This is a genomic window from Caballeronia sp. SL2Y3 (assembly GCF_022879575.1).
Taxonomy (GTDB): Bacteria; Pseudomonadota; Gammaproteobacteria; order Burkholderiales; family Burkholderiaceae; genus Caballeronia.
The window spans coordinates 365,501-388,843 of record NZ_CP084261.1; the positions used below are offsets into that span (position 1 = coordinate 365,501).

Below are 23,343 nucleotides of genomic sequence, written 5' to 3' on the forward strand. Positions count from 1 at the left end.
CATGACCATCATCGAATCGAAGCTGAATCCGCGCAGCGAGGAGTTTCGCACTAATGCGGCCGCGCTCGAAGCGCTCGTCGCGGACCTGAAAGAGAAAGTCGCCAAGATTGCGGAAGGCGGCGGGCAGGCGGCGCGCGACCGTCATCTGTCGCGCAACAAGCTGCTGCCGCGCGATCGCATCGCGCAGTTGCTCGATCCCGGCACGCCGTTTCTCGAACTCTCGCAGCTTGCAGCGTATGGCATGTACAACGACGAAGCGCCGGGCGCGGGCATCATCACCGGCATAGGGCGCATTGCGGGGCAGGAGTGCGTGATCGTCTGCAACGACGCGACCGTGAAAGGCGGCACGTACTATCCGGTCACGGTGAAGAAGCATCTGCGCGCACAGGAAATTGCCGAGCAGAATCGCTTGCCGTGCGTGTATCTCGTCGATTCGGGCGGCGCTAACCTGCCGAATCAGGACGACGTGTTCCCTGATCGCGATCACTTCGGCCGCATCTTCTATAACCAGGCGAACATGTCGGCGCAAGGCATCGCGCAGATCGCCGTTGTGATGGGATCGTGCACGGCAGGCGGCGCGTACGTGCCCGCAATGAGCGATGAATCGATCATCGTGAAAGATCAGGGCACCATCTTCCTGGGCGGTCCGCCGCTCGTGAAAGCAGCAACGGGCGAGGAAGTGAGCGCGGAAGACCTGGGCGGCGGCGATGTTCACACGCGGCTTTCGGGCGTCGTCGATCATCTCGCGCAAAACGACGCGCATGCGCTCGGCATCGCGCGCAGCATCGTCGGCAATCTCAATCGCGTGAAAGCGCCGGCGCTCGCGCTCAAGCAACCGCTGCCGCCGCGTTATGAGCCGGAGAGCGTCTACGGCGTGATTCCGGTCGATACGCGTAAGCCCTTCGATGTGCGCGAAGTGATCGCACGCATCGTCGACGATTCCGCGTTCGACGAATTCAAGGCGCGTTACGGCACCACGCTCGTTTGCGGCTTCGCGCATATCTGGGGGCATCCGGTCGGCATCGTCGCGAACAACGGCATTCTGTTCAGCGAATCCGCGTTGAAGGGCGCGCATTTCATCGAACTGTGCTGCCAGCGCAAGATCCCGCTGGTGTTCTTGCAGAACATCACGGGCTTCATGGTGGGCCGCAAGTACGAGAACGAAGGCATCGCGCGTAACGGCGCGAAGATGGTCACGGCGGTGGCAACGGCGAAAGTGCCGAAGTTCACGGTCATCATCGGTGGCTCGTTCGGCGCGGGCAATTACGGCATGTGCGGCCGCGCGTATTCGCCGCGTTTCCTGTGGATGTGGCCGAACGCGCGCATCTCGGTGATGGGCGGCGAGCAGGCCGCGTCCGTGCTCGCGACCGTGCGGCGCGACGGCATCGAAAAGAAAGGCGGCACGTGGTCGAAGGAAGATGAGGAAGCGTTCAAGGCGCCGATTCGCGAGCAATACGAGGTGCAAGGCCATCCGTACTATGCGAGCGCGCGCCTGTGGGATGACGGCGTGATCGATCCGGCGCAAACGCGCGACGTGCTCGGCCTCGGACTCGCCGCGACGATGAACGCGCCTATCGAAGACACGCGCTTCGGCGTGTTCCGCATGTAACCCGGATGTGATGCTGATGTTCAACAAGATACTGATTGCCAACCGTGGCGAGATTGCGTGCCGTGTGGCGGCTACGGCCAGGCGCCTGAACGTGGCGAGCGTCGCCGTCTATTCGGATGCGGATGCCAAAGCCAAGCACGTCGATGTCTGCGACGAAGCGGTGCACGTCGGCGGATCGGCTGCGTCGGAGAGCTATCTGCGCATCGAGCGCATTGTCGAAGCGGCGAAAGCGACCGGTGCGCAGGCCGTTCATCCCGGCTATGGCTTTCTTTCGGAGAACGAAGCGTTCGCCAATGCGTGCGAACAGGCGGGCATCGTGTTCATCGGACCGCCGGTGGAAGCCATTCGCGCGATGGGTTCGAAAGCCGCGGCGAAAGCGCTGATGCAGTCCGCATCCGTGCCGCTCGTGCCCGGCTATCACGGCGACGATCAGGACGCGGCGCTGCTGCAACGCGAGGCGGACCGCATCGGTTATCCGGTGCTGCTGAAGGCGAGCGCGGGCGGCGGCGGCAAGGGCATGCGCGTGGTCGAGCGCAGCGAAGACTTCATGCAGGCGCTCGCGTCGTGCAAGCGCGAGGCGGCGTCGAGCTTCGGCAATGACCGCGTGTTGATCGAAAAGTATCTGCTGCGTCCGCGACATGTCGAGGTGCAGGTCTTCGCGGACAGGCACGGCAACGCCGTGTATCTGTTCGATCGCGATTGCTCCGTGCAGCGGCGTCATCAGAAAGTGCTGGAAGAAGCGCCCGCGCCCGGCCTCTCCGATGAGACGCGCCGCGCGATGGGCGAAGCCGCCGTTGCCGCTGCGCGCGCCGTGAACTACGTCGGCGCGGGCACGGTCGAGTTCATCATGACGCAGGACGGCCAGTTCTACTTCATGGAGATGAACACGCGGCTGCAAGTCGAGCATCCGGTGACGGAGATGGTGACAGGGCTTGATCTCGTCGAATGGCAATTGCGCGTGGCGGCCGGCGAGCCGCTGCCGCTGAAGCAGGACGAGCTGCGCGTGAACGGCCACGCGATCGAAGCGCGCATCTATGCCGAAAATCCGTCGCGCGGTTTCCTACCGTCGACGGGCACGCTCAAGCACCTGGCGCTGCCGGAAGCGGTCGAATTCACGCTCGACGGCAACGTGCGCATCGACAGCGGCGTGCGCGAAGGCGACGCCATCACGCCGTTCTACGATCCGATGATCGCGAAGCTGATCGTGCATGGCCGCGACCGTCGCGATGCGCTCGCTCGCATGGCGCGCGCGCTCGCGCAGTGCGAGATCGTCGGCTTGCAGACGAACGTCGAGTTCCTGCAACGCATCGTGAAAAGCGAGCCGTTCTCGCAAGGCGAACTGGATACGGGGCTCATCGACCGTCATCGCGATGCGCTGTTCGCGCCGTCGCCGGTATCGCGCGGCAAGGCGCTCGCGCTTGCGTGCGCCGCGCTGCTCACGCGCGAGGGCGGCGAAGCGCACGGCCATTCGCCGTGGGACGCGCTCTCGCACTGGCGCATGGCGGGCGGCTACAGCCAGGACTTGAACTGGCGCGCGGTCGACACGGACGAAGCGCTGAAGGTCGTCTTCACGAAAGATCGTGACAAGCGCCTGCAATGGGAGGATAAAACCGCGCGCTTCGACTGGTCGCATCGCGGAGAAACGTCGTTCACGGTCCAGCTCGACGATGCACTCGTTAAAGGCCACGTCTTCACCGACGGCGACACGTTCCACGTCTTCTACGAAGGCGCGGCCTTCGCTTTCGAATGGCAGAACCTGATGGCGCACGCAGGCGACGCCGAGCACGAAGGGCGGCTGACCGCGCCGATGCCGGGCAAGGTGATCGCCGTGTTGGTGGAAGCGGGCGCGTCGGTCGAGAAGGGCGCGCCGCTGATCGTCATGGAAGCGATGAAGATGGAGCACACGATCGTCGCGCCGACGGCGGGGAGAATCGGCGAAATTCTCTTCGATGTCGGCGATCAGGTCGCTGACGGCTCGCAACTGCTCGTGCTGGAAGCGCAGCCGGCTTAGCGCTTCTTCTTCGGCGGGCGGCCGAGCAGCGTATCTTCGCTCTCCGTCCGCACGAGAATCTCGACGCGCCGGTTCATCGCGCGGCCTTGCGGCGTGTCGTTGCTGGCAATGGGCCGCAGATACGCCATGCCCTTGGTCGTGAGGCGCTCGGCCGGCACGCCCCGCGCAATCAGCGCGCGCGCGACCGCTTCGGCGCGCGCCTGAGAAAGCGTCTTGTTATAGGCGAGGGTGCCGTCGTTATCGGTGTGGCCTTCGATCAGCACGGGCCGCATGCTGCGCTTGAGCACCGTGGCCGCCCGGTCCAGCGCGGGCAGACTGCCGCGCCGAATCTCCGCTTCGTCGGTATCGAAAAGCGCGACTTCGGGAAGCCGCATCTCCACGCCGCCGTTCACCTGCTGCATCGAGATGCCGTACTGCGCATTCAGACGCTCTTCCGTCGAGCGGTCCAACTTGGTTCCGCAGCCCGTCAACAGCGCGAGCGACGCACATGCTGCAACCGCCAGTAAGCCTTTGCCGACCATTCCGAGTTTCCTGCGTTAATGCCCGAGCCGCGATTATAGGGACGACTGAGCACAGTTTTGTAAAGAACGTTGCATAAATCGTTGGCGCGAAGTGGAACGAATCGTGCGATTACAATGCACCCGGCTCTATCGCTTTCGCTTGCTGTCGATTCCCTCAGAGGCTCCCTTTCATGGCGATTTCTTCGCGCACCGAGACCACGCCCAACGCGGCTGAAGCGGCCGATCGCACGCGCAGGATGCAGCGCGCGGCGTCGGCGGTGCTCTATACCGTTCTCGTGCTGGTCGCGGCTTATACCGCGCGCACCTTCATCCCAGCGGTCGTCTGGGCCATCGTGATTGCCATTGCGCTGTGGCCCGCGTTCGGCTGGCTCGAACGGCGTCCGATCTTCCGGCAGCGTCAAACGCTGCTCGCGGTGCTGCTGACGCTCGCGGTCGGCTTGCTCTTCGTGGTGCCGTTCGCCGTCGTCGCGGCTCAGACCGCGGACGAAGCGCACGACATGCTGCAATGGTTCCATGACGTGCTGCGCACCGGCATTCCAATGCCCGCGTTCATCGAACGGCTGCCGACCGGCGGGCAGCAGATCGCGCACTGGTGGCAGGCCAATCTCGCGACGCCGCTCGAATCGTCGCCGGCAGTCAAGAACCTGCATAGCGCGACCTTCGTGGCGATGACGCGCCATTTCGGCAGCCGCGTCGTGCATGGCCTCGTGATCTTCGGCTTCATGCTGATGACGCTGTTCTTCATCTTTCAGGCGGGCGCGAAGCTCGGCAGGCAACTGATCGCGGGCTCGCGGCGCGCGCTGGGCGCGGACGGCGCGGCGCTGTTGCAGCGCATGGCCGATTCGGTGCGCAGCACGGTCGTCGGCCTGGTCGTCGTGGGATTGGGCGAGGGCGCCTTGCTCGGCATTGCCTACGCCGTGACGGGCGTGCCGCACGCGACGCTGCTCGGGATGTTGACGGCGGTTGCCGCGATGCTGCCGTTCTGCGCGCCGATCGTCTTTCTCGGCTCGGCGTTGTGGCTGCTCGCGCAAGGCTCGATGATCGCGGCGGCCGGCGTGGCGATCTTCGGGCTCGTCGTGGTGTTCGTCTCGGAGCACTTCGTGCGGCCGGTGCTGATCGGCGGGTCGACGCGCCTGCCGTTTCTGCTCGTGCTGTTCGGCATTCTGGGCGGCGCGGAGACCTTCGGGCTGCTCGGGCTTTTCATCGGCCCGGCGCTGATGACGATTCTCGTCGTGCTGTGGACCGACTGGGTTCGCGCCTGATCCGTGCGTTCGGTCAGTCGCCGCGTTCCTGCACGCACACCCACGGCGACACGACCACGGCCCACAACTCGGGATCGCGCGCGGCGAGATCGGCGGCTGTTTCGGACTGCACGCGCTCGACGAGCCCTGCCGAAAGCCATTGCGTGACCTGCTGCGTGTCATCGCTGGCGACGGCTTCGGCCACGCTCACGAGATCGAGATCGCGCTTCACCCAGATCAGCACGCCCTTCGCGAAGAAGCGTTCGAGTTCCGACCAGCCGATCTGCGCGGTTTCGGCGAGGAGCTTCACATAGAGCGGGCTGGGATTGGCGGCGTCGGTCATGGCGGGAATGCGATAAAAGCGAAAGGCGTCCGACACTATAGCGCAGTGCCGGACGCCTTCTTTGCAGCCTACAGCGAATTACAGGTCGAAGAACACGGTCTCGTTCGGTCCGCGCAGATGAATGTCGAAGCGGTAGATGGTCGAGGAGGTGCCCGGCTCGCGCTTCGCGATCAGCGTGTGGCGGCGCTCGGCCGGCACGCTTTGCAGCACGGTGTCCTTGGCGTTCGCCTCGGTTTCGTCGTCGAAGTAGATGCGCGTGTACGAATGCAGCAGCATGCCGCGCATCAGCAGGATCACGTCGAGGTGCGGCGCGGAATCGTCGTCGGTCGCGCCGGGCTTCACCGTATCGACGATGAAGCGCAGCTTCGGGTCCGTGCCCGTGCCGACGCGCGCGAAGCCGCGAAAGCCCGACTCGCGCGCTTCTTCCACGCTCTGTACGTAGCGGCCGTTCGCGTCGGCCTGCGCGACTTCGATCAGCGCATCGCCGATCGGCTTGCCTTCCGCGTCGAACACGTTGCCGACCACGGCGATGTGCTCGCCCGGCACTTCACGGTCTGCCGCCGAAGCGGTGAACAGGCTCTTGAGGTCGAAGTTGTACTGCTCGGGCACGAGGCCGTACGCGAAATACGGTCCGACGGTCTGCGAGGGCGTTTGCTTGAGGGTCGTCATGATCACTCCGTCGGGGTCTCGTCCGGGCCGCGCAGCACGATGTCGAATTCGTAGCCGAGCGCGTAGTTTTCCTGCGTCGTATCGATGGAGAAGCGCGAAACCAGCCGATGCCGCGCATGCTCCGGAATGCCCTGGAAGATCGGATCGAGTTCGAGCAGCGGGTCGCCGGGGAAGTACATCTGCGTGACGAGGCGCGAGCCGAAGTATTCGCCGAAGAGCGAGAAGTGAATGTGATTCGGCCGCCATGCGTTCGGATGGTTGCCCCACGGATACGCGCCCGGCTTGACCGTCATGAAGCGGTAGCGGCCCTGATCGTCGGTCAGGCAGCGCCCTGCGCCGAGAAAGTTCGGGTCGAGCGGGGCGTCGTGCTGGTCCGCCTTGTGCACGTAACGCCCGGCGGCGTTCGCCTGCCACACTTCGACGAGCGTGTTGCGCACGGGGCGGCCGCCTTCGTCGAGCACGCGGCCCGTCACGATGATGCGCTCGCCGAGCGGCGCGCCGTTCTTCGCGGCATTGCGCGTGAGGTCGTTGTCGTACATGCCGAGGTCGTCCGCGCCGTAGACGGGCACGCGGCGGTTGCGCAGGTTTTCCTTGAGCGGAATGAGCGGCAAGGAAGGACTGCGCGACACCGACGACCGGTAACCCGGCGACAGATACGGCGGATGCGATTCCCAGTCGCGCGGCGTGAGAATGGGGGACGTCATGTCACTGTCTCCTGATGTTGTGACGTAAATGGGATATTTCTGGCGACTACTTTATCGAACGCGCCGAGTTATGGAAAATGACGTTTTATGCGGCGAACCATAACGGCTCTTCATGGATACGGACTTCACCAACACGCGCGTCAAGTTCCGCCATTTGCAGTGCTTCCTGGCCGTGACGCAACTCGGCAGCGTTCAGCGCGCAGCCGATAGCCTGTCGATCACGCAGCCGGCTGTGTCGAAAACCATCGGCGAACTCGAATCCATTCTAGGCGTGCGGCTCTTCGAGCGCGGACGGCGCGGCGCGGTGCCCACGCGCGAGGGGCGGCTTTTCGCGCCGCACGCGAGCGCGTGCGTGGCGTCGCTGCGCGAGGGCGTCGACATGCTGCTGCGGGACCGCGGGGACGTGCCGGGCGCGGTGTCGATCGGCGTGCTGCCGACGGTCGCCAACGCGTTGCTGCCGCCCGCGTTCGCCGCCTTCCGGCAGCAATGGCCGGCGGTCTCGCTGAGCGTGCAGACCGACTCCAACGCGCCGCTGCTCGACCGTCTGAAGGCCGGCGAAGTCGATCTGGTGGTCGGGCGGTTGTCTGAACCCGAGGCCATGCACGGGCTGTCGTTCGAGCAGATTTATCGCGAGCCGCTCGCGGTAGCGGTGCGGCGCGATCATCCGCTGGTGTTCGAAACGCCGCTCACGCCGGCGCTGCTGACGCGCTTTGCCATCGTCGTGCCGCCGTTCGGCACGCTCATCCGGCAGTCCGCCGAGAGCATGCTGACCGCGTTCGGCGCGCATGCCCTCACCGCGCTCGTCGAAACGCTGTCGGTTTCGCTCGGACGCTCGCTCGCGCTTCATAACGACGCCGTCTGGTTCGTGCCTGCCGGCGCGGTCGAACACGACATCGCGCTCGGGCTGCTGGTCGCGCTGCCGATGCCGTTCGCCGGCACCGACGAGCCCATCGGTCTCATCCGCCGCAACGATGCCGCCCGCACGGCGGTGGAGGAATCGCTCGTGGATGCGATCCGCGAGGCGGGACGCTCGCGCGCGGCGAGCAAATGACCGACGCCTGCGCGCGGCCCGCTGCTTGCTCAGGCAGCATTTACCGCGCAAATTTCGCGGGAACAAAATACTATGACGAAAGGGCGGAGATGGGGTGCTCGCGGCATCGAAAGCAAACGTTCACGGTCAACCACTCGCCGCCGCCCGGCCCTCGTTCCCGCATTCAACCCGTGCCCGCACCGTTCGCCCCATGAAGACCGTACTTCTCGTCGACGACGACCCCAGCACCATCGAAGCCTGGACTCTTTGCATGAAGGGCGAGGATTGCACCGTCCTCAGCGCGCTCGACGGCAACCGGGCGTTATCGATCCTCGGTGAGCAGACGGTGGACATCGTCGTGTCCGACTGGATGATGCCGGGCTTAGGCGGCGCGCTGCTCTGCCAGACGATGAAGAACGACGCGTCGCTTTCGCACATTCCGTTTCTGATGATCTCGGGGCATCCGAACCCGCCGGCGTTCGTCAGCTACGACGGCTATCTGCGCAAGCCCGTGGATATGGAAACGCTGCTCTCGGCGGTGAACCGGCTGTGCGCCGCGAAGAAACGCCCGCTCTATTAACGCAGTTCGGCGAGCGCTTCGTCCATCTGATGCTGCGCGAGCCGGTTCAACTCCTGCGGAATCTCGCAATCCAGCGGCAGCGGCGGCGTGACGATCACGCGAATATGCCCGCCGCGGTCCGGCCAGCCTTTCGCGGGCCACACCTTCCCGGCGTCGTGGACGACCGGCACCACGGGGACTTTGGTCGCGCAGGCGAGCCGCACGCCGCCCGAGGCGAGCTTGAGCGGCGCATCGTGGGCAACGCGCGTGCCTTCCGGAAAAATGACGACGGCATCGCCCTTCTTGAGCCGCGCCGCGCATTCCCGCGTGACCGCCTGATGCGCCTGGCGGATCGAGCCGCGATCCAGGCTCACCATGTCGAGTCCGCGCAAAACCCAGCCGAAAAACGGAATCTTCATCAGTTCGCGCTTGAAGACGAAGCTGATGCGGCGCGGGAAGAGCGCCATGAACGCGAGCGTCTCCCATGTCGATTCATGCCGGCTCAGGATGATGAACGGTCCTTGCGGCAGATGCTCCAGCCCTTCGACCGAACACGTGACGCCGGCGATGACGCGCATCATCGCGACCATTGCGCGGCACCAGAGCTTCGCGAGCCAGTAGCGCCCGTTTCGGCCGACGAACGGGAAGAGCGGCAGGATCAGGATGGACCAGAGCGTGCCGCTGCCGAGCAGATAGGTAGCGAATAGCCACTTGACGAAAGTGCGGCGCATCGGGCGTGGGAGCGATCGGATTGAAGGAAGCGATAAGGGCAGAAGCATAGCGTATCGCTCTTTCAGGAGTTTTCATGCGCGCTCTCGCGTCCGAATGCAACAATGGTCGCGGTTCAACACTCACGGGAAAGACGCAATGGATGCAGTGCCGGTGAATTTCGACGAGGGCATGCTCGACGTCGGCGATGGACATTCGATCTACTGGCGCGCGCAGGGCCCGCGCGATGCGCCTGCGCTTGTCGTCGTGCACGGCGGCCCCGGCGGCGCGATGAACGTGAAGTGGGCGGAGGTGCTCGGCGCGGACGCGTGGCGCGTCGTGTTCTTCGATCAGCGCGGCTGCGGCAAGTCGACGCCTTTCGGCAAGCTCGAACACAACGGCCTGGACGCGCTCGTCGGCGACATGGAAAAGCTGCGCGTCGCGCTCGGCATCGAGCGATGGGCGATTTTCGGCGGTTCGTGGGGCACGACGCTCGGACTCGCGTACGGCGTCGCGCATCCGGAACGTTGCACGGGCTTCCTGCTGCGCGGCGTGTTCCTCGCGCGCCAGGAGGATATCGACTGGTTCCTGTGGGACGTGCGTCGCGTGTTTCCCGAAGCGCACCGCGCGTTTCTCGACGCGATCGAAGCCGCCTGCGGCCAGCGCCCGGCAAACGCGCAGGAGATTCTGACGCTGACCGAGGCGCCGCTTGCGCGCTTCGACGAGGCGGGCGCTCGGCTCGCGCGAGCGTGGACGCTGTATGAAACGACGCTATCGGTCGTCAACAAGCCGGCCACGGAACCCGCCGACGAGGACAAGCGGCCGAGCGCCGAAGCCAACGCCGCCGCGGTGTCCATGGCGCTGCTCGAGCGGCACTACATGGCGGTGGAACTGCCGCCGGTGCCGCTGTTGCCGCGCGTCGCGCGCATTGCGCATCTGCCGTGTCGAATCGTCCACGGGCGCTTCGACATGGTGTGTCCGGCGGATCAGGCGGTGGCGCTCGCGGCGCAGTGGCCCGGCGCGGAACTGGCCGTCGTGAGCGGCGCGGGGCACTGGACGTTCGAGCCGGGCAACGTGGCGGCGCTGCGCGCGGGCGCGTCGGCGCTTGCCGAAGCGGTTCGCGGTGTGTGAGTTGAAGTCGACGCTAGTCGAGGGTTTCGTCTGCGACGGTGGGGTACGCGGCCCGCCACCTGCCTACTAGCCTGCGCAGACGAGCAATCAAGCCAACGGCGTGCGCGCCGCTTCCGCGAGCCGTCGCCAGTCGAGATCCACGCCCGCGACGATGGTCCGCTCCCCGCGCCGCGTGGCAATGGCGAGCGTCACGCACAGCGACGTGCCGGTCACGGACAGATACGGCGCCGACGTGATCACCTGCTGCGGCTGCGCGCAGGCATCGACGAAATACGAGCGATTGTCCCAGCGCCCGCGCGACGGGTCCGCAATCGGCGCGAAACGCTCGCTGCGCCGCTTCGCGCAGACGCCGGGCAGGGCGGGCATGAACTCGCGGCCAGCTTCGTCGAGAAAGAAGCAGCTCACGGTGTTCGGCAGCGCCAGAATCTCGGCGCACGCGGACTCGCCGCTCGCGCCTCCCGCGAGGCGTCGCGCCGCCTGCGCGAGCCCGGCGCGATACGGCATCAGCAAGAGGTCGTGCGTCAGGCGCTCGCTGCGGCGGGCCTGCGCAAGCATGTCGAACGCCTCTTCGATCAACGCGGTCGCCGCGCCGCCCGGCGCCAGCCCTTCGCACGGCTTGCCGAGAAGGTAGCCCTGCACGAAATCGACGTTGGCACGCGCGGCGAGCAGCAGATCCTCGCGCGTCTCGATCCCTTCCGCCACCACGAACATGCCCGACTGATGCAGCAGATCGACGAGCTTCGGCAGCACCCAGTCGCTGAAATGCGGACGCTTTTGCCCGCTTTGCACGCGGATGAGACTGCGATCGAGCTTGACGATGTCCGGGCGCATCGTGAGCAGCCGGTCGACGTTGGAGTGGCCCGCGCCGAAGTCATCGACCGCGACGAGAAAGCCTTCCGCGCGAAACGCCCGCGTCGCGCCGGCAATGCGTTCGACGTCGGTGCCGCCCGATTCCAGCACTTCGATCACGAGCTGCTCGGGCGCGAGGCCGGCATCGCGCGTACGCTGCGCGAATTCGCGCGCATAGCCTGCGTCGGTGAAGGTTGCCGGGTTCATGTTGACGAAGAGCCATTGCGCGCTCGGCAGGAAGCCGGCGGCGCTGCGCAGATGCGTGAGATGGCTCAGGCGGTCCAGCTCGACGACCGTGCCCGCCACGATCGCGCGGCCGAAGAGATCGAACGGACCGATCAGCGGTTCTTCATCACTCGCCTGCTTTTTGCCGCGCAGCAGCGCCTCATAGCCGATTTCCCGTTGATGCGGGAGGCTGAAGATGGGCTGGACGTGCGTCGAGAGCGTGATGCCGTCGACGACTTCTGCGCGCCGCATCAGTCTTCCGCCCGCTCGCGCGGCGCGCGGCAGCGCTCGTCAGGCAAAGCGGACGAGGACACGCACGGGTCGGCACACAGATCGGAGAACGGCAGCACGGCGGCAATGCAAGACTTGAAATGAGATGCTCACGTTATCGGCGTGACCAACACGAACTTGAGCGCGCGCCGGGTTTGCCGGTCCACGTCCCGCGACCTATCTTTGAGGTTGCGGTGATACGATCGCGCTGCAACTACCTGGCGCGCGGCTCGTCGAACGCTGCATTCGAACTTCAAGAGAGACATCGATGGCGCAACAGAAAACCAATCCCAAACTCGAGCAGGCGCTCACGCGCGGCGATCTGGCGATTCGCCAGGCCAACTCGGGCCGCGCCACGGCGGTGCTGCGCGCGCTCGGCAAGATGATCGTCGAGGCATCGGCGACCATCGGCGTCGAGGCGCACGTCGTCATCCACGATGGCGACAAGATCTACGATCCCGCCGATGGCGTCTGGCCGCAGCAATTGCTCGTCTCGCTCGACGGCCCGGTCGAAGAAAACGATCCCGACGAGATCCGCACGGTCACGCTGCTCGCCGATACCCCCGGCACGGTGTTCCGGTGCGAATGGCAGCGGGCAGACGGCAACCTCGGGCGGCAGGAGGGCCGGCCGCTCGCGATGGTCGCGTTCATTACAGACGTCGATATTCCCTGGCTCGACGAGGAAGACTGACCGCGCTGACCGCGCTGTTTTCGCGACGAACGCGGATTGCGGCTACGCCTGCAATCCGCGTTTTCTTTTGGCGGCGCCTGTCAGCGGCAAATACGACACGCAAACGTTTCCGGCGGTGGTTTTCTATTTCGCAATCGCTTAAGCGTCATGTCTTATTTCGTCATAGACAGCTATTCTTCGAATTGCCTCTCGCGCGGGGTTTTGCTTTGGCTTGCCCTCGTTTCGGTTCACCAATTTCGTGCACGATTATTCCCGTACGGCAGATCTTTATTCGAAATTAGATGCCTACCGGTCGATAATTCGTTTTAGAAGATTTCCTCCACCGACATTGCCCGAAAGTTGCTCTTGAACAGCGGCAAGCGCGCACCCCGTTATTTGACTTCGTGAGAGGCTCGACACGCCGCCATGAGGGTCCTACCTACCATCAGCCCTCATCACGCGGCACATCCTAATCGCCGAGAAAAAATGGGGTTTAACAAATGGAACGTCTGGATCTTGCCAATCACGCCGCCGTCCACCAAGCAAATCAATTCGACAGCGCGCTTCGCCCGACGCTTACGGTCGTGCCTTCGCTTCAGAAAACCGAGCGCATGCCGTTTACTATTCGTATCGTCCGCGACGACGATGCACTGCAGAAAGCCGTAAGCATCCGACGTTCTGCTTATGGGCGGCATTTGCCCGAGTTCGCCGAGAAAATGTCAATCGAGCATTCCGATCGCGATCCCGGCACCGCTGTGCTGCTCGCGGAGTCGAAACTCGACGGCGCGCCGCTCGGAACCATGCGCATTCAGACCAATGCGTACGGGCCGCTCGCAGTCGAGCAGTCGATCACGTTGCCGGATTACCTTGCGACGAGCCGCCTTGCAGAAGCCACGCGGCTGGGAGTCGCGGGCGGCATGGTCGGCCGTGTCGTGAAGGTCGCGCTGTGCAAGGCGTTGTGGATGTTCTCCGAATTGCACGACATCGACTGGATGGTGATTACCGCGCGCGCGCCGCTCGACCGTGAATACGAGGCCATGCTGTTCAAGGATGTTTTCGGTGCGAATGAATATCTGCCGATGTCGCATGTCGGTGGGTTACCGCACCGAGTATTGGCGAAAGAAGTGGCTGTCGCGCGGCAGCGTTGGGAAGAAGCGCGTCATCCATTGTTCAACTATATGGTGAACACGCATCATCCGGACATCGATCTGCAATCTGTCGATTTATCTTTTGATTGGGAAACGGTAGGATGCCCGGAGGCGCCGTTGATGGCTTATGGCCGTTAATGGCACCGCCGTTTTCAGGAATGCACCAACGAAGGTAAAAAGCAATTAACCGGACCCCGGCGCGGTCCGGTTGGCCAAAAGGCAGCGGTGACGGCGTGCCGTCCCGCTGTTCGCCGATGCCGGCGCGACGGGGCGCTGGCGGCGTGAACGGGGGTTGTCCAGGTATGGCGTCGGTTATTCCAGCTTCCTTATCGAGATTCAAACGAAGCGGCTCGTGGATCGACGACGCGCTGTACGCGGTCGCCGTCTACGCGGTGCCGCTTCTCATCGCGATCGGCACCATCGCCACGCTTTATTTCCTGCCGCGCCAGTACGAATCGCGCGGGGCCATTGCGCTGCCGCTGCGCGTCGTGGCCGACGAAGGCGAGCAGTTGCGACCCGCCGAGGCGCTCGCTGCGCTGAACGGCGCAGCGCCTCTTGAGGGTTACAGCACCCATCTTTCCGAGAAGCCCGTGTGGTTCACGTTCACTGCGCCCCCGATGGGCGGCGAGTTGTCGACTACGGTGGAATTGCCTTCGCGTCATGCGCAAACGCTTGCCTGCTGGGACGCAGCGACGTTGCTTCCGCTCGGCCGCGCGGACCGCGATTCGGCGAGCGGGGCGATGCATCCGGTGAAGGCCGGCTTCTTCATCCAGGCGGGGCGCCTCACGCAACCCGAGACGATCCTTTGCCGCGGCACATATTCCGGTCCGGCGCAAATCAACGTGCTCGCATGGAAATGGCAGGGCCTGCGCAGTTCCGCGCTCGACTTTCAGGAAAGCTCCGGTCTGATCGCGGGCGGCCTCCTGACGCTCGCCGTGTTCGTTTTCGTCACGGCTCTGATCAATCGCGAATGGACGTACGTCATCTTCGCCGTATGGCTCGTCGGCAATCTCCGGCTGTGCGCCAACGCCATGGGCTGGGACATGCAGTGGCTCGGCCGCGTGCTGCCGTCGGAATTCATGATGCCGCTGCGGCAGATCACCTTCGCCGCCTACTATCTGCTGACCGCCGCGCTGTTCGCGCAGCTGTTCCGTCGCGAGCTTCGCGTGGTCGGTTATCGGTGGCTGCTGCGGGTCATCCAGTACGTGGGCATCGTGCTGCTCGCCGCGGCGCTCGCGTTGCCTTATTCGCTCTTCATCCCGACGCTGTGGATCATCGCGGGATTCGGCATCTGCGTGCTGGTGTTCTTCCTCGTGCGCCTCGTGTGGATGGCGCGTTCGCGGACCGTGCTGTGGTATGTCGCGTCGCTTGCCATTGTGCTCTTCGCCACCTTCTCGGAAGTGCTCGGCGCCGCGTTCGGCGTGAAGCTGCTGCTGAGCGGCGTCAACACGGTTATGGCCGCGCTGTCGTCGAGCATGATGGCCGCGTTCGCCATCGCCGAGCAGATGCGTGCCGAGCGCGACGTCCGCCGGCAGGCGCAGATGGAATTGCGCAATACCTATGAGGTGACGCCCATCGGGCTTTTCACGCTCGACGAGAAAGGTCACTTCGTCCGCACGAATCCCGCGTTGCGCGCCATGCTGGACCTGCAGAAGGGCGAGTACAAGCTGCGTCACTGGCACGACTACTTCGAACCCGGCGCGTGGGGCGCGTTGCAGGCGCTTGCATCGAAGGGCAGCGACGGCGAACTCGAAATGAGCGGTTCGGTGGAACGCGGCACCGGCGAGCGGCGCTACTTGCTGAAGGCCATACGCTCGAACGGCTGGATAGAAGGTTCACTGCAGGACACGACCGAACGTTCGAAGGCGGTCGAGCGCCTGCGCTTTCTCGCCGAGCACGATCCGCTCACCGGCTCGCTGAACCGCCGCGGCGTCGAGAAAGCGATCGCTGCGCAGAACGAGGAATCGCTGCCGTGGGCGCTGGCATATGTCGATCTCGACCGCTTCAAGCTCGTCAACGACCTCTTCGGACACCGAAGCGGCGACGAAGTCTTGCGGCAAGTCGCCGCGCGCACGCGGGCGCATTTTGCGCGCAGCTATCCGGTCGGCCGCATCGGCGGCGACGAGTTCGTCTGCGTGATGAACGACACGTCGATCGAAGACGCCATCGCGCAATGCCGCGAACTCATCTCCATTCTGAGCGACGCGCCGTATCAGGTCGGCAATCGCGCGTTCCAGGTCAAAGCGTCGATCGGGCTCGTGGAATGTTCGCAGGGCGTGCGCGTGCAGGACGCGCTCTCGCACGCGGACCGCGCGTGCCGCGAAGCCAAGAAGGTCGCGCACACGCATCTGGTTACGTATCGCAAGGGCGCGGCGGCGTTCGAGGAACGCGCGGAAGAATTGAAGCTCGTCGAAACGCTCGGCCGCAATCGCCTGCCGCCCGGCCTCTTTCTCGTGATGCAGCCGATCATGTCGCTGCGCGCGCCGAACGAGTCGCTGAACTTCGAAGTGCTGCTGCGCATGCGCGCGCCCGACGGGACAACGCTGCCGGCGGGCAAGGTCATCGTGGCGGCGGAGGAATCGGGCAATATCGCGGCAATCGACCGCTGGGTGATTTCGACGCTGCTCGAATGGATCGAGACCCACCGCCACGAACTGATGAACACGCAGTTTATTTGCGTGAACCTGTCCGGCGGCTCGCTCAACGACGAGCAGTTCATGGAGGACATCTTCGCGCTGTTCGCGCGGCACCCGTCGGTCGTCCAGTATCTGTGCCTCGAGATTACCGAGAGCGTAGCGCTGCACGACCTCGAAAACACGCAGCGTTTCATTGCGCGGGTTCACGAAATGGGCGGGAAGATTGCGCTCGACGATTTCGGCGCGGGTTATACGTCGTTCAAATACCTGAAGTCGCTCTCGGCGGATGCGCTCAAGATCGACGGCGAATTCGTGCGCTCGATGTGCGAGCATCCGGCGGATATCGCAATCGTCGAGGCAATCGTCGCGCTGGCGCGCAATCTCGGCATGCGAAGCGTGGCGGAGTGGGTCGAAGATATCGATACGCTGCGCGCATTGCAGGAAATCGGCGTCGATTACGTGCAGGGCTTTCTGGTCGCGCGGCCGCAGGACAGTTCGGCCATTCTCGCGGCACGCTCGGCGGCGAGTTTCGTCAAGGACCCGGAGGTCGTCAGCTTCGTGCAGTGTCTGTCGGAGCCGGCGCAGGCCATTGCCATCGACTTCGAGCGGCGCACGCGCGCCGCGAGCACGCACTGATAATCGGTGCGTTTTCGGCGGCCGGCTCAGGCCGCTTTTATCTCACTCAGAATCTTTTCCGCCGCAATGGGAATGCGCGTGTCGTCCCATTGCGCCAGCCATTGCAGTTCCTTCCGCGTGAAATAGCCGGCGTGATTTCGAAGCGCATATTGGAGCGCATCGACGACGTGATCGCGGATGATCTGCGGCGCATTATCGTCCGTGACGATTGCGTGAAAAGCTTCGAGTGTGCTCATGTCGTTTGTCTCGATCGAGGCATTTGAAGAAGGCGTTCAACATAACCGGCCAAAATACGCGGACGAAATAGCCGGCGCGGCAGTTGGCGGTTCCTGTCTATACAAGAAAAGCGACAAACATCGCGGTTTCATACGGGAATTCCCTAGTACAACGCGACTTGTATATACAAGAACATGCGGTGAACCACTCAATGCCCGTGCGCAGGAGCCACCGTGACGTCTTCCTCCCGTTTCCGCGATACCCAGATCCGCGCGCCGCGCGGTAGCCAACTCAACGCCAAAAGCTGGCTGACCGAGGCGCCGCTGCGCATGTTGATGAACAATCTGGACCCGGACGTCGCCGAGAATCCGAACGAACTCGTGGTCTATGGCGGCATCGGGCGGGCGGCGCGCGACTGGGCGTGCTACGACAAGATCGTCGAGACGCTCAAGCGCCTGGAATCCGATGAAACGCTGCTGATCCAGTCAGGCAAGCCGGTCGGCGTCTTCCGCACGCACGAAAACGCGCCGCGCGTGCTCATCGCCAATTCGAATCTCGTGCCGCACTGGGCGAACTGGGAGCACTTCAACGCGCTCGACGCGAAAGGTCTTGCCATGTACGGCCAGATGACGGCGGGAAGCTGGATCTATATCGGCAGCCAGGGCATCGTGCAGGGAACGTACGAGACGTTCGTCGAAGCGGGACGGCAGCATTACGGCGGCAATCTCAAAGGTCGCTGGGTGCTCACGGCGGGCCTGGGCGGCATGGGCGGCGCGCAGCCGCTCGCCGCGACGCTTGCGGGCGCGTGCTCCTTGAATATCGAATGCCAGCAGAGCCGCATCGACTTTCGTCTGAAAACGCGCTACGTCGACGAGCAAGCCAGCGATCTCGACGATGCCCTCGCGCGGATCAGCCGCTACACGTCCGAGGGCCGCGCGGTGTCGGTCGCACTGTGCGCGAATGCCGCCGACGTGCTGCCCGAGCTGGTCCGGCGCGGCGTGCGGCCGGACCTCGTCACGGATCAGACGAGCGCGCACGATCCGCTGAACGGCTATCTGCCGCGAGGCTGGACGTGGACGCAATACCGCGACCGGGCGCAGAGCGACCCGGCGGCGACCGTGAAGGCCGCGAAGCAGTCGATGGCGGAGCACGTGCGCGCGATGCTCGCGTTCCGTGAACAGGGCGTGCCGACGTTCGACTACGGCAACAACATCCGCCAGATGGCGAAGGAAGAAGGCGTCGAGAACGCGTTCGACTTTCCCGGCTTCGTGCCCGCGTATATCCGGCCGCTCTTTTGCCGCGGCGTCGGGCCGTTCCGCTGGGCCGCGCTCTCGGGCGATCCCGAGGATATCTACAAGACGGACGCCAAGGTGAAGGAACTGATCGCCGACGACGCGCATCTGCATCGCTGGCTCGACATGGCGCGCGAGCGCATCCGCTTTCAGGGCTTGCCGGCGCGCATTTGCTGGGTCGGGCTCGGCCAGCGCGCGAAGCTCGGCCTCGCGTTCAACGAAATGGTGCGTAACGGCGAACTGTCGGCGCCGGTCGTGATCGGGCGGGATCATCTGGATTCGGGGTCGGTCGCGAGTCCGAATCGTGAAACGGAAGCGATGAAGGACGGCTCCGACGCCGTCTCCGACTGGCCGCTGCTCAATGCGCTGCTGAACACGGCGAGCGGCGCGACGTGGGTGTCGATTCACCACGGCGGCGGCGTCGGCATGGGCTTTTCGCAGCACGCAGGCGTCGTGATCGTGTGCGACGGCAGCCGCGAAGCCGACGAGCGTATCGCGCGGGTGCTGCACAACGATCCGGCGACCGGCGTCATGCGCCACGCGGACGCGGGCTATGACATCGCAATTGAATGCGCGCGCGAGAAGAATCTCGATCTGCCGATGATTCCGCGATGAGCACGCTCTGGCATCACTGTCACGCGGCAACGATGACAGGCGGCAAGTATTCGACCATCGAGGACGCCGCGATTTTGACGGACGGCGGGCGCATCGAGTGGATCGGGCCGCTTGCCGATGCGCCGCGCGATAGCAATTGCGAGCGAGTCGACCTCGGCGGCGCGTGGGTGACGCCGGGGCTGATCGATTGTCATACGCACCTCGTCTTCGGCGGTGACCGGAGCAGCGAGTTCGAGGCGCGTCTCGAAGGCGCGACTTACGCGGAAATCGCGGCGCGCGGCGGCGGCATCGCGAGCACGGTGCGAGCGACGCGCGAAGCCAGCGAAGACGCGCTGTTCGACGCGGCCCGCTCTCGCGCGCTGGCCCTGATGCGCGACGGCGTGACGACCATCGAAGTGAAATCCGGCTACGGCCTCGACCTGGCGAACGAACGCAAGATGCTGCGCGTCGCGCGGCGTCTCGCCGGCGCGTTGCCCCTCACGGTGCGCGCGACGTGCCTCGCGGCGCATGCGCTGCCGCCCGAGTACGCGGGCCGCGCGGACGACTACATCGCCTACGTCTGCGAAACCATGCTGCCGGCGCTCGTCGAGGAAGATCTCGTCGATGCCGTCGATGCCTTCTGCGAACATCTCGCGTTTTCGCCGCAGCAAGTCGAGCGCGTGTTCCGCACGGCGCGCGACCTCGGCGTGCCGGTCAAGCTGCACGCGGAGCAGTTGTCGTCGCTGCGCGGCGCGACGCTGGCGGCGCGCTACGAGGCGTTATCGGCGGACCATCTCGAATACATGACGGAGGACGACGCTATCGCGATGGCGCACGCCGGAACCGTTGCCGTGCTGCTGCCCGGTGCGTTTTACATGCTGCGCGAAACGCAAGTCCCGCCCGTCGACGCGCTGCGGCGGCACGGCGTGCCGATTGCGCTGGCGAGTGATTTGAATCCGGGCACGTCGCCCGCGCTGTCGTTGCGCATGATGTTGAACATGGGTTGCACGCTGTTCCGTCTGACGCCGGAGGAAGCGCTGACGGGCGTCACCATCCACGCTGCTCGGGCGCTCGGCCTCACGGAAACACATGGCTCGCTGGAGGCGGGAAAGGCGGCCGATTTCGTGGCTTGGCGCATCGACCGGCCCGCGGAGCTCGCGTACTGGCTGGGCGGCGCGCTGCCGAATCGGGTGGTGCGCAATGGCGAGGAAATCGCCTTCGATATACGCGCTGGATAAGACGACGCCCCGACGCTTCCGACGGGGCGTGGTATTGCGTGCAGGGTGGTTAAGCGCGGCGTCCGCGCACCATCCCATAGATGACAAGCAGAATAATCGCGCCGATGACCGAGGCGATCCACCCGGCAGGCTGTCCCGGCTGATACCAGCCGAGCGCCCGGCCCACATAGCCCGCGATCAGCGATCCGGCAATGCCGAGCACGATGGTCATGATCCAGCCCATGCTGTCGTTGCCCGGCTTGATGGCGCGGGCGATCAGACCGACGACCAGTCCAACGATCAAGGTACCGATGAATGCAAGCATGCGGTTGCTCCTTCACGTGATTGCTGCGTGTTAGCAGATAGGGTCCGGGCGTCGCCCGGTCCTTCAACGTAGCACGACCGGTCGCGTTTGAGTATGGCCGCGCCGGCCGTGGACGGCATAGGCCGTTCGGCTAATGCGGGTAGCACACGGGATGCCACGCAGTACAGCAGGTAGAATTCGTTGCATTGCTTCACGCACAGACACTGCACTGCACGATGACCGACTCCGCACTCCATTCCACCGACGAGCCGCTTCACGAAGACCGCCTTTGGCGCGATGACGGCTGGACCGCCCGCGTGATCAAGAACGAAGATGACGACGGCTGGGCCGTCGAGATGATTCAGGCGGGCGAGGCGGAACCGGCGCTCGTCGGTCCGTGGACGATGGGCCGCGACAAGAAGAACCCCAAGCCGCTGGATGCCGCCGCGTTTCGCACGCTCGTGAAGACGGCTTCCGAGGTGCTGCGCCGCCATGAGCAACAGCGTCACGCCATGCTGCACAAGAACGTCACCATCGACCTGCGCGGCGAGGAGATTACGGTGACGCTCGATATCGTTCCAGATGACGACGACCCGTACGCCGACCTGAAGGCCATCGATGCGTTCGGCGCGCAACTGGCGCACGTACGCGTCTCGCCGGCGTTCAGGCTGAACAAGGCGAGCGCTGAGCGGTGGGCCGAGAACGACTTCGCCAAACCGAATTAAGCGGCTCGCACGCCTGCCGCGAAAAACAAAATGCCGTCACGCGAACGTGACGGCATTCTTCTGTGCCGCAGGGCAGGCAACGCTTACTTGACGACGAACTCGATTCGACGGTTCGCGAAGCGTCCGCTGGCGGTCGTGTTGTCGGCAACGGGATTCGCGTCGCCGTAGCCCGTCGCGGTGAGCGACTGCGGCGGCACGCCGTTCTTCACGAGAAACGCACGGACAGCCTGCGCACGTTCTTTCGACATTTCCAGCTTCGCGGGCGGCGCGCCTACGCCGTCCGAATAGCCCGCGATTTCCAGATTCACCATCGAACCCTTCGCCGCGCAATTCTTGAGCAGTTGCGCGGTTTCGCCAAGCGTCGCGGCCGCGCCTTCCGGCACCGTCGCGCTCGAACGGCCGAAGTTGACCACCTGCAGGTCGAGCACCGCCGTGAGTTTCGGTCCGGAGCAGGCGTCGTCGGTGGCCAGCAGCGTCTTCATCGCGCTGCGGAACGATTGCGTGGCGTGCGCCACCGCGCTGTCCACGTCGAACGAGCTGACCTGGAACATGCCGCCGAGCGAGTTCTTCAGGCGTTCGGTCCAGCCGAGCTTGGCGTCCGCCGCGGCGCCGCTCAATTCAACCTTGGAACCGACGACCTTCGCCTCCGCGCCCGGCACCGCCATCAACGGCGTCAATTCCTTGAGCCGGCCGAGCCACGGGGCGGCAGGCGTACCCGGCGCCACCGTCACTTCCGCGCTGTAGCCTTGTCCGAAGCGATGTTCCAGCGCCGCAATCAGTTGCTGCTTTTCAGCGTCCGTGCCGACCGTCGCCTGAACGGAAGGGACGCCCGCTTCACTGACGGAAAACACCATCTGCGCGTCCTTCGCTGCCGCGACCGGCGTGCTGGCTGCTGCGTCGCTTGCCGCGCCGGAACGGGCGGCGGGTTCCGAAGCGGAAGCGGCGTTGGCGGTCGACGCCGAGTCCATCGGAGCGGTGGCCTGCGAAGCGGACTGCGCGACCGTCGCAACGGGCGTCGTTGCCGCGTTCGAGCTCAGATCGACGTTCGGGTTGTGGGTGAAACCGCGGTAATACACGAGCGCGAGAATCGCGGCGAGCACCGCGAAAAGCAGCCACACTGCCTTGTTCGAGCGCTTCGGCGCGGGCTTGCGCACCGGCGCGCGCAGCGGCGCGGACATCGTCGGCGCCGGCGCAACGGGCGGCGCGGGCGGAGCCGGCGGCGCCACCACAGGCGGCGTGTTTCGCGCCGGCGCAGGCGAAGCGTAGCTCGCGGAACCCGCTGTGGGCACGGGAGGCTCATCGGCGATATCCAGCGTCGATCCGACCGCGTCGAGCCGCGCACCGATGCTGCTCACGAAGCCATCCACGTTGCCCACGCCGATTGCGCTCGCCGCGTTATGCGTGAGCGATGCGCGCATCTCGCCGATCTGGTCGCGCAGCAAGCCCGGCAACTGCGACAGGTTCGCCTGCGAGAGCAGGAAGTGATGCTTGAGAATGCCGAACATGATGGCCGACAACATGCCCGCGAGCGCGGAGGTGGCTTGCACGGGTACGCCGGTTTCGGCCGACACTGCGTCGGTCAGCGCGTCGATACGCTGGCCCGTGGCGCGGGAAGCGAGCAGATGGCCCGACGTCTCCAGATGCTTCAGGCCGGCGGTCGTCGTGATGACGTTTCGCAACTGCTCGGCCACGAAGGCGTTCGCTTCGGGCGACATGATGACGGAATACACGGCACGCGCGCCGTCGGCGAGCGCCGACCGGTCCATGACCGAGGCCACGAGCCCCGGCGCCGTGCGCGCGGCCAGTTGCTGCACGATCTGCGCAGGAATGCCGAACTTTTGCGATAACTGTTCCGCAATCTCGCTGGAGATCGCGGTGTTGACCGCCTGAACCAGATTGATACTCATCGACTGCCTATCCTTTTACTATGACGCCGAGCGCGGGCGCAATGACGTGCGCATTCTATATGTGCAGGTATCCTGAAAAGACGGTGGGATATTTCTTTACATATGTGCCGCACGCACGCCACTCCATT

Annotated in this window: 21 protein-coding genes; 12 read left to right on the forward strand and 9 right to left on the reverse strand. The window is 64.8% G+C overall.

Features of this window, described 5'->3' with window-relative positions:
* Position 1 precedes the first annotated feature (1 nt).
* On the forward strand, positions 2-1,609 hold the full coding sequence (locus LDZ26_RS14965; RefSeq protein WP_244849940.1) for a carboxyl transferase domain-containing protein: 1,608 nt from the start codon (positions 2-4) through the stop codon (positions 1,607-1,609).
* Between the two features lie 16 nt (positions 1,610-1,625).
* On the forward strand, positions 1,626-3,620 hold the full coding sequence (locus tag LDZ26_RS14970) for an acetyl/propionyl/methylcrotonyl-CoA carboxylase subunit alpha (RefSeq protein ID WP_244849941.1): 1,995 nt from the start codon (positions 1,626-1,628) through the stop codon (positions 3,618-3,620).
* Here the strand turns inward: LDZ26_RS14970 and LDZ26_RS14975 are convergent.
* Positions 3,617-4,141 (reverse strand): OmpA family protein, encoded by a 525-nt coding sequence (locus LDZ26_RS14975; RefSeq protein ID WP_244849942.1) that lies wholly within the window; start codon positions 4,139-4,141, stop codon positions 3,617-3,619. The genes LDZ26_RS14970 and LDZ26_RS14975 overlap by 4 nt on opposite strands.
* Before the next feature lie 170 nt (positions 4,142-4,311).
* Between LDZ26_RS14975 and LDZ26_RS14980 the strand changes: the two genes are divergently transcribed.
* On the forward strand, positions 4,312-5,403 hold the full coding sequence (locus tag LDZ26_RS14980; protein ID WP_244849943.1) for an AI-2E family transporter: 1,092 nt from the start codon (positions 4,312-4,314) through the stop codon (positions 5,401-5,403).
* 13 nt (positions 5,404-5,416) lie between these two features.
* On the opposite strand, the gene LDZ26_RS14985 is transcribed toward LDZ26_RS14980, so the two are convergent.
* The 3 genes from LDZ26_RS14985 to pcaH all read right to left on the reverse strand — a co-directional run bounded on the left by LDZ26_RS14985 (position 5,417) and on the right by pcaH (position 7,098).
* The gene (locus LDZ26_RS14985; RefSeq protein WP_206469326.1) at positions 5,417-5,725 is read right to left on the reverse strand and encodes a DUF2288 domain-containing protein; all 309 of its coding nucleotides are present in this window, start codon (positions 5,723-5,725) and stop codon (positions 5,417-5,419) included.
* 78 nt (positions 5,726-5,803) lie between these two features.
* A complete protein-coding gene (pcaG, locus tag LDZ26_RS14990; RefSeq protein ID WP_244849944.1) occupies positions 5,804-6,394 on the reverse strand; it encodes a protocatechuate 3,4-dioxygenase subunit alpha in 591 nt (196 codons plus the stop codon).
* 2 nt (positions 6,395-6,396) lie between these two features.
* Entirely contained in the window at positions 6,397-7,098 is a 702-nt protein-coding gene (gene pcaH / locus LDZ26_RS14995) for a protocatechuate 3,4-dioxygenase subunit beta (protein WP_244849945.1), read from the reverse strand.
* A 112-nt stretch (positions 7,099-7,210) separates the two neighbouring features.
* On the opposite strand from pcaH, the gene pcaQ reads away from it, so the two are divergent.
* Both pcaQ and LDZ26_RS15005 read left to right on the forward strand, forming a co-directional pair.
* Positions 7,211-8,149, forward strand: a complete 939-nt coding sequence (gene pcaQ, locus LDZ26_RS15000; RefSeq protein ID WP_244849946.1) for a pca operon transcription factor PcaQ — start codon at positions 7,211-7,213, stop codon at positions 8,147-8,149.
* Between the two features lie 190 nt (positions 8,150-8,339).
* Positions 8,340-8,708: a two-component system response regulator gene (locus LDZ26_RS15005; protein ID WP_244849947.1), complete on the forward strand. Its 369-nt coding sequence runs from the start codon at positions 8,340-8,342 to the stop codon at positions 8,706-8,708.
* Here the strand turns inward: LDZ26_RS15005 and LDZ26_RS15010 are convergent.
* A complete protein-coding gene (locus LDZ26_RS15010; RefSeq protein WP_244849948.1) occupies positions 8,705-9,418 on the reverse strand; it encodes a 1-acyl-sn-glycerol-3-phosphate acyltransferase in 714 nt (237 codons plus the stop codon). The two genes, LDZ26_RS15005 and LDZ26_RS15010, sit on opposite strands and share 4 nt — an antisense overlap.
* A 136-nt stretch (positions 9,419-9,554) precedes the next feature.
* Here LDZ26_RS15010 and pip point away from each other — a divergent pair, with 136 nt between their 5' ends.
* Positions 9,555-10,526, forward strand: coding sequence for a prolyl aminopeptidase (pip, locus tag LDZ26_RS15015; protein WP_244849949.1), 972 nt, complete (start codon positions 9,555-9,557; stop codon positions 10,524-10,526).
* Between the two features lie 87 nt (positions 10,527-10,613).
* On the opposite strand, the gene LDZ26_RS15020 is transcribed toward pip, so the two are convergent.
* Positions 10,614-11,852 carry an EAL domain-containing protein gene (locus LDZ26_RS15020; protein WP_244849950.1) on the reverse strand — a complete coding sequence of 413 codons (1,239 nt, stop codon included), beginning with the start codon at positions 11,850-11,852 and terminating at the stop codon, positions 10,614-10,616.
* 286 nt (positions 11,853-12,138) lie between these two features.
* Here LDZ26_RS15020 and LDZ26_RS15025 point away from each other — a divergent pair, with 286 nt between their 5' ends.
* From LDZ26_RS15025 to LDZ26_RS15035, 3 genes are all read left to right on the forward strand, one after another.
* Positions 12,139-12,561 carry a hypothetical protein gene (locus LDZ26_RS15025; protein ID WP_159834340.1) on the forward strand — a complete coding sequence of 141 codons (423 nt, stop codon included), beginning with the start codon at positions 12,139-12,141 and terminating at the stop codon, positions 12,559-12,561.
* A gap of 479 nt (positions 12,562-13,040) precedes the next feature.
* Positions 13,041-13,826: a hypothetical protein gene (locus LDZ26_RS15030; protein ID WP_244849951.1), complete on the forward strand. Its 786-nt coding sequence runs from the start codon at positions 13,041-13,043 to the stop codon at positions 13,824-13,826.
* Between the two features lie 164 nt (positions 13,827-13,990).
* A complete protein-coding gene (locus LDZ26_RS15035; RefSeq protein WP_244849952.1) occupies positions 13,991-16,960 on the forward strand; it encodes a bifunctional diguanylate cyclase/phosphodiesterase in 2,970 nt (989 codons plus the stop codon).
* A gap of 26 nt (positions 16,961-16,986) precedes the next feature.
* Here the strand turns inward: LDZ26_RS15035 and LDZ26_RS15040 are convergent, their stop codons facing one another.
* The gene (locus LDZ26_RS15040) at positions 16,987-17,196 is read right to left on the reverse strand and encodes a hypothetical protein (RefSeq protein WP_244849953.1); all 210 of its coding nucleotides are present in this window, start codon (positions 17,194-17,196) and stop codon (positions 16,987-16,989) included.
* 213 nt (positions 17,197-17,409) lie between these two features.
* Between LDZ26_RS15040 and hutU the strand changes: the two genes are divergently transcribed.
* Positions 17,410-19,083, forward strand: a complete 1,674-nt coding sequence (gene hutU, locus LDZ26_RS15045) for a urocanate hydratase (RefSeq protein ID WP_244849954.1) — start codon at positions 17,410-17,412, stop codon at positions 19,081-19,083.
* On the forward strand, positions 19,080-20,300 hold the full coding sequence (hutI, locus tag LDZ26_RS15050) for an imidazolonepropionase (protein WP_244849955.1): 1,221 nt from the start codon (positions 19,080-19,082) through the stop codon (positions 20,298-20,300). The genes hutU and hutI overlap by 4 nt, the downstream gene beginning before the upstream one ends.
* 49 nt (positions 20,301-20,349) lie before the next feature.
* Here hutI and LDZ26_RS15055 read toward each other — a convergent pair whose 3' ends face one another.
* Positions 20,350-20,604 carry a GlsB/YeaQ/YmgE family stress response membrane protein gene (locus LDZ26_RS15055; protein ID WP_244849956.1) on the reverse strand — a complete coding sequence of 85 codons (255 nt, stop codon included), beginning with the start codon at positions 20,602-20,604 and terminating at the stop codon, positions 20,350-20,352.
* 215 nt (positions 20,605-20,819) lie between these two features.
* Between LDZ26_RS15055 and LDZ26_RS15060 the strand changes: the two genes are divergently transcribed.
* The gene (locus LDZ26_RS15060; RefSeq protein ID WP_244849957.1) at positions 20,820-21,308 is read left to right on the forward strand and encodes a hypothetical protein; all 489 of its coding nucleotides are present in this window, start codon (positions 20,820-20,822) and stop codon (positions 21,306-21,308) included.
* Positions 21,309-21,391: 83 nt separating this feature from the next.
* Here LDZ26_RS15060 and LDZ26_RS15065 read toward each other — a convergent pair whose 3' ends face one another.
* Complete coding sequence (locus tag LDZ26_RS15065; RefSeq protein WP_244849958.1) at positions 21,392-23,215, reverse strand: OmpA family protein; 1,824 nt, start codon at positions 23,213-23,215, stop codon at positions 21,392-21,394.
* Positions 23,216-23,343: the final 128 nt, after the last annotated feature.

Excerpts from the sequence above, each read along its gene's own strand:
- LDZ26_RS14965 (WP_244849940.1), top strand. The coding sequence starts at position 2 with ATGACCATCATCGAATCGAAGCTGAATCCGCGCAGCGAGGAGTTTCGC.
- LDZ26_RS15055 (WP_244849956.1), bottom strand. The coding sequence starts at position 20,604 with ATGCTTGCATTCATCGGTACCTTGATCGTTGGACTGGTCGTCGGTCTG.
- pcaQ (WP_244849946.1), top strand. The coding sequence starts at position 7,211 with ATGGATACGGACTTCACCAACACGCGCGTCAAGTTCCGCCATTTGCAG.
- LDZ26_RS14970 (WP_244849941.1), top strand. The coding sequence starts at position 1,626 with ATGTTCAACAAGATACTGATTGCCAACCGTGGCGAGATTGCGTGCCGT.
- LDZ26_RS14975 (WP_244849942.1), bottom strand. The coding sequence starts at position 4,141 with ATGGTCGGCAAAGGCTTACTGGCGGTTGCAGCATGTGCGTCGCTCGCG.
- LDZ26_RS15010 (WP_244849948.1), bottom strand. The coding sequence starts at position 9,418 with ATGCGCCGCACTTTCGTCAAGTGGCTATTCGCTACCTATCTGCTCGGC.
- LDZ26_RS14985 (WP_206469326.1), bottom strand. The coding sequence starts at position 5,725 with ATGACCGACGCCGCCAATCCCAGCCCGCTCTATGTGAAGCTCCTCGCC.
- LDZ26_RS15035 (WP_244849952.1), top strand. The coding sequence starts at position 13,991 with ATGGCGTCGGTTATTCCAGCTTCCTTATCGAGATTCAAACGAAGCGGC.
- LDZ26_RS15060 (WP_244849957.1), top strand. The coding sequence starts at position 20,820 with ATGACCGACTCCGCACTCCATTCCACCGACGAGCCGCTTCACGAAGAC.
- LDZ26_RS15040 (WP_244849953.1), bottom strand. The coding sequence starts at position 17,196 with ATGAGCACACTCGAAGCTTTTCACGCAATCGTCACGGACGATAATGCG.
- pcaG (WP_244849944.1), bottom strand. The coding sequence starts at position 6,394 with ATGACGACCCTCAAGCAAACGCCCTCGCAGACCGTCGGACCGTATTTC.
- LDZ26_RS14980 (WP_244849943.1), top strand. The coding sequence starts at position 4,312 with ATGGCGATTTCTTCGCGCACCGAGACCACGCCCAACGCGGCTGAAGCG.
- LDZ26_RS15030 (WP_244849951.1), top strand. The coding sequence starts at position 13,041 with ATGGAACGTCTGGATCTTGCCAATCACGCCGCCGTCCACCAAGCAAAT.
- LDZ26_RS15025 (WP_159834340.1), top strand. The coding sequence starts at position 12,139 with ATGGCGCAACAGAAAACCAATCCCAAACTCGAGCAGGCGCTCACGCGC.
- LDZ26_RS15005 (WP_244849947.1), top strand. The coding sequence starts at position 8,340 with ATGAAGACCGTACTTCTCGTCGACGACGACCCCAGCACCATCGAAGCC.
- LDZ26_RS15065 (WP_244849958.1), bottom strand. The coding sequence starts at position 23,215 with ATGAGTATCAATCTGGTTCAGGCGGTCAACACCGCGATCTCCAGCGAG.
- hutI (WP_244849955.1), top strand. The coding sequence starts at position 19,080 with ATGAGCACGCTCTGGCATCACTGTCACGCGGCAACGATGACAGGCGGC.
- LDZ26_RS15020 (WP_244849950.1), bottom strand. The coding sequence starts at position 11,852 with ATGCGGCGCGCAGAAGTCGTCGACGGCATCACGCTCTCGACGCACGTC.
- pip (WP_244849949.1), top strand. The coding sequence starts at position 9,555 with ATGGATGCAGTGCCGGTGAATTTCGACGAGGGCATGCTCGACGTCGGC.
- pcaH (WP_244849945.1), bottom strand. The coding sequence starts at position 7,098 with ATGACGTCCCCCATTCTCACGCCGCGCGACTGGGAATCGCATCCGCCG.